The following is a 13,896-nucleotide window of genomic DNA, read 5'->3' as shown; positions in this document are numbered from 1 at the left end:
CTTCGCGAGTGGAACGCGTTGACTCCGAACATGACTTCCACACCTGAACTCGGCACGTACGGCGTCTGGCGACTGCACTCGGCGTTCACCCCCGAACTGTCCCGAGCAATCGAATCCTTCGGCTACGGCACGATCTGGCTCGGCGGCTCACCGCCGGCGGACCTGACCACCACCGAGGAGATCCTCGACGCCACCGAGACGGTCGTCGTCGCCACCGGCATCGTCAACATCTGGTCCGACGCAGCGGCCGACGTCGCCGCGTCGTATCACCGGTTGGAGAGCAAGCACCCGGGCCGTTTCGTCCTCGGAATCGGCGCGGGCCACCCGGAGGCGACGCAGGAATACACCAAGCCGTACGACGCTCTGGTGGCCTACCTCGACGCTCTCGACGAGGCCGGAGTCCCGGTGGAGCGACGCGTCCTTGCTGCTCTCGGCCCGAAGGTGCTCGCGCTGGCGGCCGACCGCACCGCAGGTGCGCATCCGTACCTGACCACCCCCGAGCACACCCGTGAAGCACGAGAGGCATTGGGACCGAACAAGATCCTGGCACCCGAGCACAAGGTGGTCCTCGAGTCGGATCCGGAGAAGGCGCGCTCGATCGGGCGGCCACCGGTCAACAATCCGTACCTTCACCTGCGCAACTACACCAACAATCTGAACCGACTCGGCTACTCCGACGAGGAGATCGGCGACGGCGGCAGCGACCGACTGATCGACGCGTTGGTGGCGCACGGTACCGCCGACGCGATCGCAGCACGATTGAACGAGCACATCGACGCAGGTGCATCGCACGTGACCCTGCACTCGCTGCCCGACATGGCCGATCCGCTCGAGACCTACCGAGAGATCGCCGCCGCGCTGCATCGCTGACGGAGGAAGGCGCTCCCGCGACGTTGTCGGTCGCACCCCGTAGCCTCGAGTACCGGTTGCTCCGCGCAGCCGGTACTCGAGGTGACCAACGGCCAGGGGGATTGCGCACAGATGACCAGCTATCCGGGAGCGGCGCTCGAAGCGCAGGCACTGACCAAGCAATTCGGCACAGTTCGCGCGGTCTCGGACCTGAGCTTCGTCGTTCCGCGCGGAACGGTCACCGGATTCCTCGGCCCCAACGGATCGGGCAAGACGACGACGCTGCGCATGCTCCTCGGACTCGTCGCCCCCACTTCGGGTGTCGGCCTCGTCAACGGGGCTCCGTTCCGCGCGGCGACCCACCCGGCCCGCACGGTGGGAGCCGTCCTCGACTCGCTGAGCCTGCACCCCAAGCGCAGCGCTGCTCATCACCTGAAGATCTACACCGCCGCGATGGGCGTGCCGGACAGTCGCGCCCTCGACGTGCTGCACCTGGTCGGCCTCGGCGACGCCGCCGACCGCGCCGCGGGCGGCTTCTCCCTCGGCATGCGTCAGCGCCTGACGTTGGCGACGGCGCTGCTGGGAGATCCGGAAATCCTCGTGCTCGACGAACCCGCGAACGGTCTCGACCCCGAAGGAATCGCCTGGCTCCGCGACTTCCTGAAGGCATTCGCCGCGTCGGGGCGCACCGTGCTCGTATCGAGCCACATCCTGCGCGAGATCGAGCAGACCGTCGACAATCTGGTGATCGTCAGCGCCGGCGCACTCGTGTATCAGGGTTCCATCGCGCAACTGCGATCGACGCGTCCGAGCCGCGTACTCGTCGCCGCATCGGACCCCGCAGCCTTGGCACTGGCGTTGGCATCGAATGGATTCAACGACAGCCAACTGCTGCCCGACGGACGCATCGGCGTCGCCGGTACCGACGAGGCCACGATCGCCCGCATCGCGGCCGACGCCCAGGTGACGATCTTCGGGACCACGAGCGAACACGTCGACCTCGAGCAGGTGTTCCTGTCGATGACCGCGGGTCAGTACAACGCCGCACCCGTTCAGCAGAATCCGTACGGTTACGGTCCTCCGGGTCATCAGCCGGGTTACGGCCCACCGCCGGGTTACGGCCCACCGCCGGGTTACGGCCCACCGCCGCAGAATTACGGACCGCCACAGAGCTGGAACGGGGGTCCGCGATGAACGCGTTGCTCACGTCGGAGATCCGCAAGGTCACGACACTGAAGTTCTGGTGGGCTCTGGCGATCGCCCCGATCGTCGTCGGAGTGTTCGCGTCCGTCATCACGTCGGTGATCGCGAATCAGCTGGGTGAATTCGAGGAGGACCTCGACATTTCCGGCGGGGTCGCCTCGATCGGCCTGTACGTCGCCGCCGGTGCCGCGATCCTGTTCACCGGCATCTTCGGGGCCGTCAACGCCGGAACCGAATTTCGCCACAAGACCATCACCACCAGCTTCCTGACGGCTCGCGGCCGCGACGGGGTGATCGCCGCCAAACTCATCGTCACTGCGCTGTTCGGCCTCGGATACGGCCTGGTGGTGCTGCTGGCCAGCTTGATCTGCCTGCTGATCTTCAACGAGCGGACAGTGCTGCTCGACGGCGCGTTCATTGGCGTGGTGGCATCGTGCCTCCTCGCAGTGGTGCTGTGGTCGATGATCGGTGCCGGCCTGGGTCTGCTGCTCAAATCTCCGACATGGGCCGCGATCGTGCTCGTCGCCTGGCTGCCGTTCGGCGAGGGTCTGATCTCGCTGATCCTGTTCGGACTCGGGCTCGGATCGGTCGCCGTGGCGTTGCCGTCGAACCTGACTCTGCCGACCATGGCGGCGACTCAACTCGACGACGCGGGCGACCTGGCGTCGTGGCCGTGGGCACCGTTCGGACTCGCACTGTGGGCCGCGATCCTCACCGGCGTCGGCTGGTTCCTGGCCCGTACCCGCGACATCGACTGAGGTCGCTTCGTTCGCGGGCCGAAGCTGTCGGTGCTCGGGTCTAGCGTGGTGAATCGATGGCACACAGTAATGCGGTGAAAGACCGTGCAACGGCACCCCGACGCGGCTCGTCGACACTCGACAACGCAGAACCCGCGTCGATTACTCGGCGTGGGTGGATCAGACGTCTGATCGCGCAGTGCATGCTGCATCGACGCACCGCACTCGGAGCCCTGGGCGTGACGATGATCGCCGCGGTCATCGACATCTCGTTCCCGTTGCTCACCAGGGTCGCCATCGACGACGCGACCGCAGGCAGGGGCGAGAAAATCGCCACCGTCGCCGCCGCCATCGCACTGTTGGGTCTGGTGCGCTTCGCGTGCCAATTCGGTCGACGCATGCTCGCCGGCCGGCTCTCGATCGACGTCCAGCACGACCTGCGCCTCGACCTGCTCGCGTCACTGCAGCGGCTCGACGGGCGCAAACAGGACGAGATCCGTACCGGCCAGGTCGTGTCGAGATCGATCACCGACCTCCAACTGGTGCAGGGACTGCTGGCCATGGTGCCGCTGTCGGCGGGAGCCGTCCTGCAGTTCGTGCTGGCGCTTGCGGTGATGGCGTATCTGTCGCCACTGCTCACCGTCGTCGCGGTACTCATCGTTCCTGCGGTCGGCATCGTGGTCTATCGAATTCGGCCCACTCTCTTCGCGGCCACCTGGTCGGCGCAGCAACGCGCCGCCGATCTGGCGCAACATGTAGAGGAGACGGTCACCGGCGTCCGAGTGGTGAAGGGCTTCGGACAGGAAGCCCGCGCGGTGGATCGCATCGAGACACTGGGTCGCACGCTGTTCGCCGAGCGCATGCGATCGGCCAAGATCAACTCGCGGTTCGCACCGTCGATGGCCACCATTCCTCAACTCGGACTCGTCGGAGTCATCGCCCTCGGCGGCTATCTGGCCCTGGAGGGCCACATCACGATCGGCACGTTTCTGGCCTTCGCCACCTACGTCGCGACCCTGTCCGCCGTGACCCGCACCGTCTCGTCGGTGGTGATCATGGCTCAGCTCTCCCGCGCGGCCGTCGAGCGTGTCTACGAGGTGGTCGATACCGAGCCGTCCGACCCGGAACCGACCGAGCCCGTCGCGTTGCCCGACGGCCCGCTCGGAGTGCGCATCTCCGAGGTGACGTTCGGGTTCGAGCCCGAACGCGACGTGCTCACCGACCTGAACCTGACCATCTCACCCGGTGAAACGGTGGCCGTCGTCGGCCACGCGGGCTCGGGAAAGACCGCACTCGCACTCCTGCTCCCCCGCTTCTACCGCCCCGCTCGGGGACAGATCGCCCTGACGTCCGACGGAAAATCCATCGATATCGACGACCTCGACTCGACGTCCCTCCGCGAGGCCGTCTCTCTGGTGTTCGACGAGCCGTTCCTCTTCTCCGACACCATCGCCGCCAACATCGCCCTCGGCAGGCCCGACGCCACCGCGGAGGAGATCGAGCATGCGGCGCGGCTGGCGCAGGCCTCGAACTTCATCGACGCCTTGCCCGAGGGATACGACAGCCTCGTCGGTGAGCGCGGCCTCACCCTGTCCGGAGGCCAGCGCCAACGCATCGCGCTGGCCCGCGCTCTTCTCGTCGAGCCGCGCATTCTGATCCTGGACGACGCCACCTCCGCCGTGGACGCCGAGACCGAGGCCGCCATCTTCGACGCGTTGCGCGGCGTCCGCACACGCGCGACTCTCGTTCTCGCTCATCGCCGCTCGACTCTGACCCTGGCCGACCGCGTCGCCGTCCTCGACAACGGCCGCATCATCGACACCGGAACGGTCGACGAACTGGATCAGCGTTGTCCGTTGTTCCGGGCCCTCCTGGCCGGCGGGGACGGCGAGCCGAACGACGATCCCGGCGCGGAGCCGACCATGGACCCATCCGCCGACACGCTGTGGCCCGATACGTCTCCCGAGTCGACGGTCGCACCCGGCGCAGCCGCGGTACCCACGCCCGGAGGCGGAGGTGGTCACGGAACTGCGATGGCCGGGGCATTCGGCTCATTGGCACCCACACCGGCCATCTCCCGGGCAGTCGCGGCCCTGCCCCCGGCGACCGAGGACCCGGGCACATCGGGATCCGAACTGCGTCGACCCGACCCCGAGTTCCGGCTGTCGAGACTGCTGAGCCCGGTGCGGTTGTTACTGGCAGCGGTGGTGGTGCTCCTCGCGCTGGACTCACTGGCCTCGATCGCCTTCCCCTCCCTCGTTCGCTACGCCGTGGACAGCGGAGTGGCGAGTGGAGACTCGAACACCCTGTGGATCGCCACCTCGATCGGCGTCGTATTGGCAGCGGCGAGTTGGTTCGTCGTCTGCTGGACGACGGTCATCACCGCGCGGGCAGGCGAGCGAGTGCTCTTCGGACTCCGAGTGCGCAGCTACGCACACATTCAGCGGCTCGGCCTGGACTACTACGAACGCGAACTGTCGGGTCGCATCATGACCCGAATGACCACCGACGTCGATGCGCTGTCTTCGTTCATCCAGACCGGAGCCTCGACCGCGGTGGTGAGCGTGCTGACCATCGTCGGCATCGCCGCCGCACTGCTCGTCACCGACCCGGCACTCGGAGTGGTGGCGCTGGCGGTGGTGCCGCCCCTCGCCGTGGCCACCGTCATCTTCCGGCGCATCTCCTCGGCCGCGTACTCGACGTCCCGCGAGCGCATCTCGATCGTCAACGCCGACTTCCAGGAGAACGTCACGGGACTGCGCGCCGCACAGGCGTACCGGCGCGAGGAGTACGCCGCATCCCGGTTCGCCGAACGCTCCGACCGCTACCGGGTGAGCCGAATGCGATCGCAGACCGCGATCTCGGTGTACTTCCCCCTCATCACGTTGCTCTCCGACATCGCCCTCGCCGTCGTCGTGTTCGTCGGCGCACATCAGATCGCCACCGGCACCACTACCGCGGGCACTCTCGTGGCGTTCGTGCTCTACCTCGGGCTGCTCTTCGGACCGATCCAGCAGCTCTCGCAGGTGTTCGACGGTTACCAGCAAGCACGTGTCGGTGTCGGCCGCATCGGGGATCTGCTGCGCACCACCAGCTCGATAGAAACCTCCACCAACGCGAACACCACCGCACTTCCCGGCGGACGCCTGCGCGCCGACATCGAACTCGTCGACGTCGGTTTTCGGTATGCCGGGGCACAGTCAGACGCCCTGAGTGAGGTAAATCTCACCATCCCGGCCGGCACCACCGTCGCGTTGGTCGGACGCACCGGCGCGGGCAAATCGACGGTCGTGAAACTGCTGGCCCGCTTCTACGATCCGACCTCCGGATCGGTGCGCGTCGGCGGCCACGATCTACGCGACTATCGCCTCTCGGACTACCGGCACCGACTCGGCGTCGTACCGCAGGAAGCGCACCTGTTCACCGGGACCGTCGCGTCGAACATCGCCTACGGCAGGCCCGACGCCACCCGCGCCGACATCGAGAACGCGGCCCGCTCCGTGGGCGCTCTGGCCACCATCGCTGCACTTCGCGGCGGCATGAACCAACCCGTCGGCGAGCGCGGGCAAGGGCTGTCCGCGGGTCAACGACAGCTGATCGCACTGGCCAGGGCCGAGCTGGTCGACCCCGACCTTCTGCTGCTCGACGAGGCCACCGCCACGCTCGATCCCGCGACCGAACGCACCGTGCTCGCAGCCAGCAGTGCCGTCGCACGCACCCGCACCGCAGTGGTCGTCGCGCACCGCCTCGCGACCGCCGCGCGAGCGGATCTGATTGTGGTGGTCGACGGCGGCCGTATCGTGGAAGTAGGTCGACATTCGGAGCTGCGCACGCGGGGCGGGTTCTACGCGCAGCTGTGGACTGCGGCCGAAACGAACCGAGGGAATAATTCGATAGTCCAAGGTGTCATCGACAACGAGGCCGATGGTTACCGGTGAGTACATATCACAGCTACGTCCCGGACGCACGTGAGCTGGACCAAAGGTCTAGCCTGGACACGTACGCGCGCTGAACGGGAACGAAGACAGAAACGAGGCGAACTACTGCCGTGAGCAGCAGCTCTACTACCCAATTCGGACAAAATCAATGGCTGGTCGACGAGATGTACCAGCGATTCAAGCAGGACCCTTCATCCGTCGACGCGAGCTGGCACGAGTTTCTGACCGGTTACGACCCCGATGCTGCGACCGACGAGACCGCCGGATCCAACGGTGCGGCCGGTAACGGCGCAGCCTCGAACGGTAGCTCGACCAAGTCCGCGCCTCCCGCAGCACCCGCGCCACCAGCCAAGCCGGCTGCCTCTGCTCCCGACAAGACCGACGCTCCGAAGGCCGCAGCACCCAAGGCCGCTCCGAAAGCCGCTGCTCCCAAGGCCGAGGCATCGAAGCCTGCCGCTGCCGAGAAGAAGGCAGCACCGGCCAAGTCCGCTCCCGCAAAGCCCGCCGCAGCCGAGTTCGGTGAAGAGTCGAGCAAGATTCTGCGCGGCGCTGCTGCCGCGGTGGCGAAGAACATGTCCGCCTCGTTGCAGATTCCGACCGCGACCAGCGTGCGTGCGATCCCGGCCAAGCTCATGGTCGACAACCGCCTCGTGATCAACAACCATCTCGCTCGCACCCGCGGCGGCAAGATCTCGTTCACACACCTGCTCGGCTATGCCATCGTGCAGGCCGTCAAGGCGTTCCCGAACATGAACCGCCACTTCGCCGAGGTCGACGGGAAGCCGAACGCCGTCACTCCGGCAGCGATCAACCTCGGTCTCGCGATCGACCTGCCCGGCAAGGACGGCAACCGTTCCCTCGTCGTCGCTGCCATCAAGAACACGCAGGACTTCACGTTCACGCAGTTCTACAACGCGTACGAGGACATCGTGCGTCGCGCTCGCGACGGCAAGCTCACCGGTGAGGACTTCCAGGGCGTCACCATCTCGCTGACCAACCCGGGTGGAATCGGAACCGTGCACTCGGTGCCGCGTCTGATGAACGGCCAGGGAGCCATCATCGGTGCAGGTGCCATGGAGTACCCGGCAGAGTTCCAGGGAGCCAGCGACGAGCGTCTCGCCGAGTTCGGCGTCGGCAAGCTCATGACGCTGACCTCGACGTACGACCACCGCATCATTCAGGGTGCGGAGTCGGGCGACTTCCTCAAGACGATCCACAACCTGCTGATCAGCGACGAGTTCTACGACGAGCTGTTCCACTCGCTGAAGATCCCCTACGAGCCCATTCGCTGGCGCAAGGATCTGCCCGAGGGCACGGTCGACAAGAACACCCGCGTGCTCGAGCTCATCGCGGCATACCGCAACCGCGGTCACCTGATGGCCGACACCGATCCGTTGCAGTTCACCAAGGACAAGTTCCGGATGCACCCGGACCTCGACGTGATCAGCCACGACCTCACGCTGTGGGATCTCGACCGCGAATTCAAGGTCGGCGGATTCCACGGCAAGGACAAGATGAAGCTGCGGGACGTGCTCAGCGTTCTGCGCGACTCGTACTGCCGCCACGTGGGCGTCGAGTACACCCACATCCTCGAGACCGAGCAGGTCACCTGGTTGCAGGAGCGCGTCGAGGCCAAGCACGTCAAACCGACTGTGGCGCAACAGAAGTACATCCTCAGCAAGCTCAACGCAGCCGAGGCGTTCGAGACGTTCCTGCAGACCAAGTACGTCGGGCAGAAGCGCTTCTCGCTCGAAGGTGCCGAGTCGGTCATCCCGATGATGGACTCCGTCATCGACCAGAGCGCCGAGTACGCCCTCGACGAGGTCGTCATCGGTATGCCGCACCGCGGCCGCCTGAACGTGCTCGCCAACATCGTCGGCAAGCCCTACTCGAAGATCTTCACCGAGTTCGAGGGCAACATGAACCCGGCCGCCGCACACGGCTCCGGCGACGTGAAGTACCACCTCGGTGCCGAGGGCACGTACATCCAGATGTTCGGTGACAACGACATCAAGGTCTCGCTCACCGCGAACCCGTCGCACCTCGAAGCCGTCGACCCCGTTCTCGAAGGCCTCGTCCGCGCCAAGCAGGACCTGCTGGACAAGGGCACCGGCCAGGGCGGTTACTCCGTTCTGCCGCTGATGCTGCACGGAGACGCGGCATTCGCAGGCCAGGGCGTCGTCGCCGAGACGCTGAACCTGTCCGATCTGCGGGGCTACCGCACCGGCGGCACCGTACACATCGTCGTCAACAACCAGGTCGGCTTCACCACCTCACCGGAGTTCTCACGTTCGTCCGAGTACTGCACCGATGTGGCGAAGATGATCGCCGCGCCGATCTTCCACGTCAACGGCGACGACCCCGAGGCGTGCGCCTGGGTGGCTCAGCTGGCGGTGGACTTCCGCCAGAAGTTCCACAAGGACGTCGTCATCGACATGATCTGCTACCGCCGTCGCGGCCACAACGAGGGCGACGACCCCTCGATGACCCAGCCGGCGATGTACGACGTCATCGACACCAAGCGCAGCGTCCGCAAGAGCTACACCGAATCGCTCATCGGCCGTGGAGACATCTCGCTCAAGGAAGCCGAGGACGCACTCCGCGACTACCAGGGTCAGCTCGAACGCGTCTTCAACGAGGTACGCGAACTCGAGAAGTACACCCCGGAGCCCAGCGAATCGGTCGAACTCGACCAGCAGTTGCCTGCCAAGCTCACCACGGCCGTCGACAAGGCCGTGCTGCACCGTATCGGCGATGCGCACCTCGACGTTCCCGACGGCTTCAACGTTCACCCGCGCGTCAAGCCGGTGCTCGAGAAGCGTCGCGAGATGGCACACGAGGGCAAGGTCGATTGGGCATTCGGCGAGCTGTTGGCGCTCGGATCATTGGTCGACGAGGGGCGCAACATCCGCTTCTCCGGCCAGGACACCCGCCGCGGCACGTTCACCCAGCGTCACTCGGTGATCATCGACCGCAAGACCGGTGCCGAGTACACGCCGCTGCAGAACATCGGCAGCGACAACCCCGGCAAGTTCATGGTCTACGACTCCGCGCTCAGCGAGTTCGCAGCCGTCGGCTTCGAGTACGGCTACTCCGTGGGCAACCCGGACGCACTGGTGATGTGGGAAGCGCAGTTCGGCGACTTCGTCAACGGCGCACAGTCCATCATCGACGAGTTCATCTCGTCCGGTGAAGCCAAGTGGGGTCAGCTCTCCGACGTCGTGCTGCTGCTGCCGCACGGCCACGAAGGCCAGGGTCCCGACCACACGTCCGGACGCATCGAACGCTTCCTGACGCTGTGCGCCGAAGGCTCGATGACCGTCGCACTCCCCTCGACCCCCGCGAACTACTTCCACCTGCTGCGCAGGCACGCGCGTGACGGCATCCGTCGCCCGCTGATCGTCTTCACCCCGAAGTCGATGCTGCGCAACAAGGCAGCGGTGAGCAACATCGAGGACTTCACCGACGGCAAGTTCCACTCGGTCTTCGACGAGCCCACCTACGACACTGGCACTGGTGACCGCAATGCGGTCAAGCGCGTGCTGATGGTCAGCGGCAAGCTCTACTACGAACTGCTCGCTCGCAAGCAGAAGGACAACCGCGACGACGTCGCGATCGTTCGCGTCGAGCAGCTCTACCCCGTGCCGGTCCGTCGCATCAGGGAAGCCCTCGAAAGCTACCCGAACGCAACGGAATTCCGCTGGGTTCAGGAAGAGCCTGCGAACCAGGGTGCCTGGCCGTTCTTCGGTCTCGCACTGCCCGAGCTCATGCCCGAGAAGCTGGTGGGCATCAAGCGCATCTCGCGTCGCGCAATGTCCGCCCCGTCATCGGGCTCGAGCAAGGTGCACGCCGTCGAGCAGCTCGAAATCATCGACGAGGCCTTCAACGCAGTCGGCGAAGGCTAGACAAGTAGTTCGATAGCGACAGCGGCCCACTCCTTCGGGGATGGGCCGCTGTCGTCGTTTCTGGGCTCCCTCGTTCCGCGGGGGCGGGGGCGCGCGGCGGGGCGGGGGCGCGCGGCGGGGCGGGATCAGGCGTCAGTGTCCGCGTCGGTGTCGGGGTTCGTTCCCAGGAGCGCGGTGATCATGCCCGGCGCCAGGGCGACGGCGGGGAGGGCGTTGACGTTGAGGTCGATGAGTTCGTCGCGGCCCAGCTCCGGCGCGGTGAGCCAATTGATGGTCGTTTCCTCGACGAATGCGATCCAGCCGCGGACGGCCAACACGATGGTAGGGGTGACCTCGATGTCGATTCCCCCGAGTTGCGCCAGCGTTCGGTCGGCCATGGCGGAGCGGGTGTCCTCGAACACCGCGCGCATCTGTGGGTCGCCGCTGGGGGTGCCGCGCAGGAGGGAGACGTACATCTGCCGCTTGTCGGTGACGTAATCGACGTAGTTCGCGATGGAATCGCGCAGAATCTCGTACGGTGGCAGCGAGGGATCGGGTGCGGTGCGCTCGAGCATGACGCGCGAGGATTCACGCACGATTTCGAGGTGAAACTCCTGCTTGGAGGCGAAGTAGTGGAACAGAAGGCCTCGGGAGACGCCTGCTTGGTCTGCGATGTCCTCGACGGAGATCTGTTCGAGGGGGCGGTCGGCGAGCATCTCGGTGCCGAGCTCGATCAGTTGCGCTCGTCGTTGCTGCGGACTGAGTCTGGTCCTCTTCGTGGTCGATGCGCCGGGGCTGTTCACGAACGCCATGCAACCACCCTACTGAATGTTAGTCAATAACTATTGACTCACACTCAATAAGCTTCTACGCTCCCCTACATGAGTCTTCCCGTAACAGATACTTCGGACCGTGCAACGACGCCGCGTCACGTCGATACGCTGATCATCGGCAGCGGATTCGCCGGCCTCGGTGCTGCGATCAAGCTGACGAAGGCAGGCAAGAAGGACTTCGTCGTGCTCGAACGCGGCCACGACGTCGGCGGCACCTGGCGCGACAACACCTACCCCGGTGCCGCCTGCGACGTGCCGTCGCACCTGTACTCCTACTCGTTCGCACTGAACCCGGACTGGACGCGCTCGTTCTCCACGCAGCCCGAGATCCAGAAGTACATCGCCGGGGTGGCGCGCAAGTACGGCGTCATGGACAAGCACGTGTTCGGTACGGACGTGACCTCGGCGCGCTGGAACGCCGAGACGAGTCGCTGGGACGTCGAGACCACCACCGGCAACTACACCGCCAAGATCGTCGTCTCGGCCGTCGGCGCGCTGTGCGAGCCGAACCTGCCCGACATCAAGGGAATTCACGACTTCAAGGGCGACGTCTTCCACTCGGCTCAGTGGAATCACGACGTCTCGCTCGCAGGCAAGCGTGTCGCCGTCATCGGTACCGGCGCGTCGGCGATCCAGATCGTGCCCGCCATCGCAGATCAGGTGCAACACCTCGACGTGTACCAGCGCACCGCGCCGTGGATCCTTCCCCGCGCCGATCGTCCGTACACCAAGCTCGAGCGCTTCGCCTTCAAGCACGTTCCCGGATTCCAGCGCCTCTCACGTAGCGGCATCTACGCTATGCGCGAGACCCAGGTCGTCGGTCTGGCCAAGGCTCCGGCCTTCATGAAGCCGCTGCAGTGGGCGTCGGAGAATCACCTGCGCACCCAGATCAAGGACAAGGCCCTGCGCGCCAAGGTCACCCCGAACTTCCGAATCGGCTGCAAGCGCATGCTGATCTCGAACGCGTACTACCCCGCGTTGGCCAAAAGCAACGTCGACCTCGTCACCGACGGCATCGCCGAGGTCCGCGAGGGCTCCATCGTCACCAAGGACGGCACCGAGCGCCCGATCGATGCGCTCGTCGTCGCCACCGGCTTCCACGTCACCGACTCCCCCGCCTACCACGGCATCACGGGCAAGGACGGCCGCACACTGGCCGAAACCTTCGAGGACGGCGGACAGCAGGGTTACAAGGGCGCGGCGGTCGCGAACTTCCCCAACATGTTCTTCCTGGTGGGACCCAACACCGGCCTGGGCCACACCTCGATGGTGTTCATGATCGAGTCGCAGATCAACTACCTGGTCGACGCGTTGAACACCATCGACAAGCACGACATCGGCACCATCGAGGTGCGCAAGGACGTCCAGGACGAGTACAACGTGACGCTGCAGGATCAGCTCGCCAAGAGCGTCTGGATGAACGGCGGGTGCGCCAGCTGGTACCTCGACAAGCACGGCAACAACACGACGCTGTGGCCGGGCTTCACGTTCGAGTTCCGCAGAATCACCAGGAACTTCGATCTCGATGCGTACCGTAGCGTCGCTACCGCAGACCTGCCCTCCGGATCGTCGGCGAACAACTCCGCCGGCAACAACACAGACAAGGTGTCCGCACGATGAGCACATTCACAGGCAAGGTGGCCGTCGTCACCGGCGCGGGCTCGGGAATCGGCCGCGCGCTGGCCCTCGAGCTGGCCGGACGCGGAGCGAAGTTGGCACTGTCCGACGTCGACACCGCAGGACTCGACGAGACCGTTCGACGGGTCGAGGCGTTGGGTGCCGAGGTCAAGTCGGATTTCTTGGATGTCTCCCAGCGCGAGACCGTACTGGATTACGCCGAGGCCGTCGTCGCGCATTTCGGCAAGGTCAACCAGATCTACAACAACGCAGGCATCGCCTACCACGGTGACGTGGACAAGTCCTCGTTCAAGGACATCGAGCGCATCGTCGACGTAGATTTCTGGGGAGTCGTCAACGGCACCAAGGCATTTTTGCCGCACATCCAGGCCTCCGGCGACGGCCACATCGTCAACATCTCCAGCCTCTTCGGCCTGCTGGCCATGCCGTCGCAGTCCGCATACAACGCCGCGAAGTTCGCCGTTCGCGGATTCAGCGAATCGCTGCGGATGGAAATGCTGATCTCCAAGGCACCGGTGAAGGTGACCGTGGTGCACCCCGGCGGCATCAAGACCGCCATCGCCCGCAACGCCACCGTCGCCGAGAACTTCGACCAGGCCGACGTCGCCAAGTTCTTCGACAGCAAGCTCGCCAAGACCACCCCGATCGACGCCGCCAAGACCATCCTCAAGGGTGTCGAGAAGGGCAAGGGCCGGGTGCTCATCGGATCCGACGCGATCGCGCTGGATCTGCTGCAGCGCATCACCGGTTCGCGGTACCAGGGCCTGATCGCTGCGGTGTCCAAGCGCGCCCTGCCGCGCACGAAGAAGTAGGC

At 65.6% G+C, this 13,896-nt stretch carries 8 protein-coding genes; 7 read left to right on the top strand and 1 reads right to left on the bottom strand.

Annotated features, from left to right (window positions below; all coding sequences use genetic code 11):
• Positions 1-30: 30 nt before the first annotated feature.
• From AB0366_RS18345 to AB0366_RS18325, 5 genes are all read left to right on the top strand, one after another.
• Positions 31-870, top strand: a complete 840-nt coding sequence (locus tag AB0366_RS18345) for an LLM class F420-dependent oxidoreductase (RefSeq protein WP_283347801.1) — start codon at positions 31-33, stop codon at positions 868-870.
• Between the two features lie 111 nt (positions 871-981).
• Positions 982-2,043 carry an ATP-binding cassette domain-containing protein gene (locus AB0366_RS18340; RefSeq protein ID WP_366245122.1) on the top strand — a complete coding sequence of 354 codons (1,062 nt, stop codon included), beginning with the start codon at positions 982-984 and terminating at the stop codon, positions 2,041-2,043.
• A complete protein-coding gene (locus tag AB0366_RS18335) occupies positions 2,040-2,810 on the top strand; it encodes an ABC transporter permease (RefSeq protein WP_366245121.1) in 771 nt (256 codons plus the stop codon). Before AB0366_RS18340 ends, AB0366_RS18335 begins: the two co-directional genes overlap by 4 nt.
• A 182-nt stretch (positions 2,811-2,992) precedes the next feature.
• The gene (locus AB0366_RS18330) at positions 2,993-6,727 is read left to right on the top strand and encodes an ABC transporter ATP-binding protein (protein ID WP_366245203.1); all 3,735 of its coding nucleotides are present in this window, start codon (positions 2,993-2,995) and stop codon (positions 6,725-6,727) included.
• A gap of 110 nt (positions 6,728-6,837) precedes the next feature.
• The gene (locus AB0366_RS18325; RefSeq protein WP_366245120.1) at positions 6,838-10,632 is read left to right on the top strand and encodes a multifunctional oxoglutarate decarboxylase/oxoglutarate dehydrogenase thiamine pyrophosphate-binding subunit/dihydrolipoyllysine-residue succinyltransferase subunit; all 3,795 of its coding nucleotides are present in this window, start codon (positions 6,838-6,840) and stop codon (positions 10,630-10,632) included.
• Between the two features lie 125 nt (positions 10,633-10,757).
• On the opposite strand, the gene AB0366_RS18320 is transcribed toward AB0366_RS18325, so the two are convergent.
• Entirely contained in the window at positions 10,758-11,423 is a 666-nt protein-coding gene (locus AB0366_RS18320) for a TetR/AcrR family transcriptional regulator (RefSeq protein WP_366245119.1), read from the bottom strand.
• A 69-nt stretch (positions 11,424-11,492) separates the two neighbouring features.
• Between AB0366_RS18320 and AB0366_RS18315 the strand changes: the two genes are divergently transcribed.
• Together AB0366_RS18315 and AB0366_RS18310 are read left to right on the top strand one after the other, a co-directional pair.
• Positions 11,493-13,064, top strand: coding sequence for an NAD(P)/FAD-dependent oxidoreductase (locus AB0366_RS18315; protein ID WP_366245118.1), 1,572 nt, complete (start codon positions 11,493-11,495; stop codon positions 13,062-13,064).
• Positions 13,061-13,894 (top strand): SDR family NAD(P)-dependent oxidoreductase, encoded by an 834-nt coding sequence (locus tag AB0366_RS18310; protein ID WP_366245117.1) that lies wholly within the window; start codon positions 13,061-13,063, stop codon positions 13,892-13,894. The genes AB0366_RS18315 and AB0366_RS18310 overlap by 4 nt, the downstream gene beginning before the upstream one ends.
• Positions 13,895-13,896: the final 2 nt, after the last annotated feature.

Source organism: Rhodococcus sp. NPDC076796 (genome assembly GCF_040702765.1).
In the GTDB taxonomy this organism is placed as follows: domain Bacteria; phylum Actinomycetota; class Actinomycetes; order Mycobacteriales; family Mycobacteriaceae; genus Rhodococcoides.
Note: the sequence above shows the minus strand (reverse complement) of the source record. Positions and strands in the feature narration are given on the sequence as shown.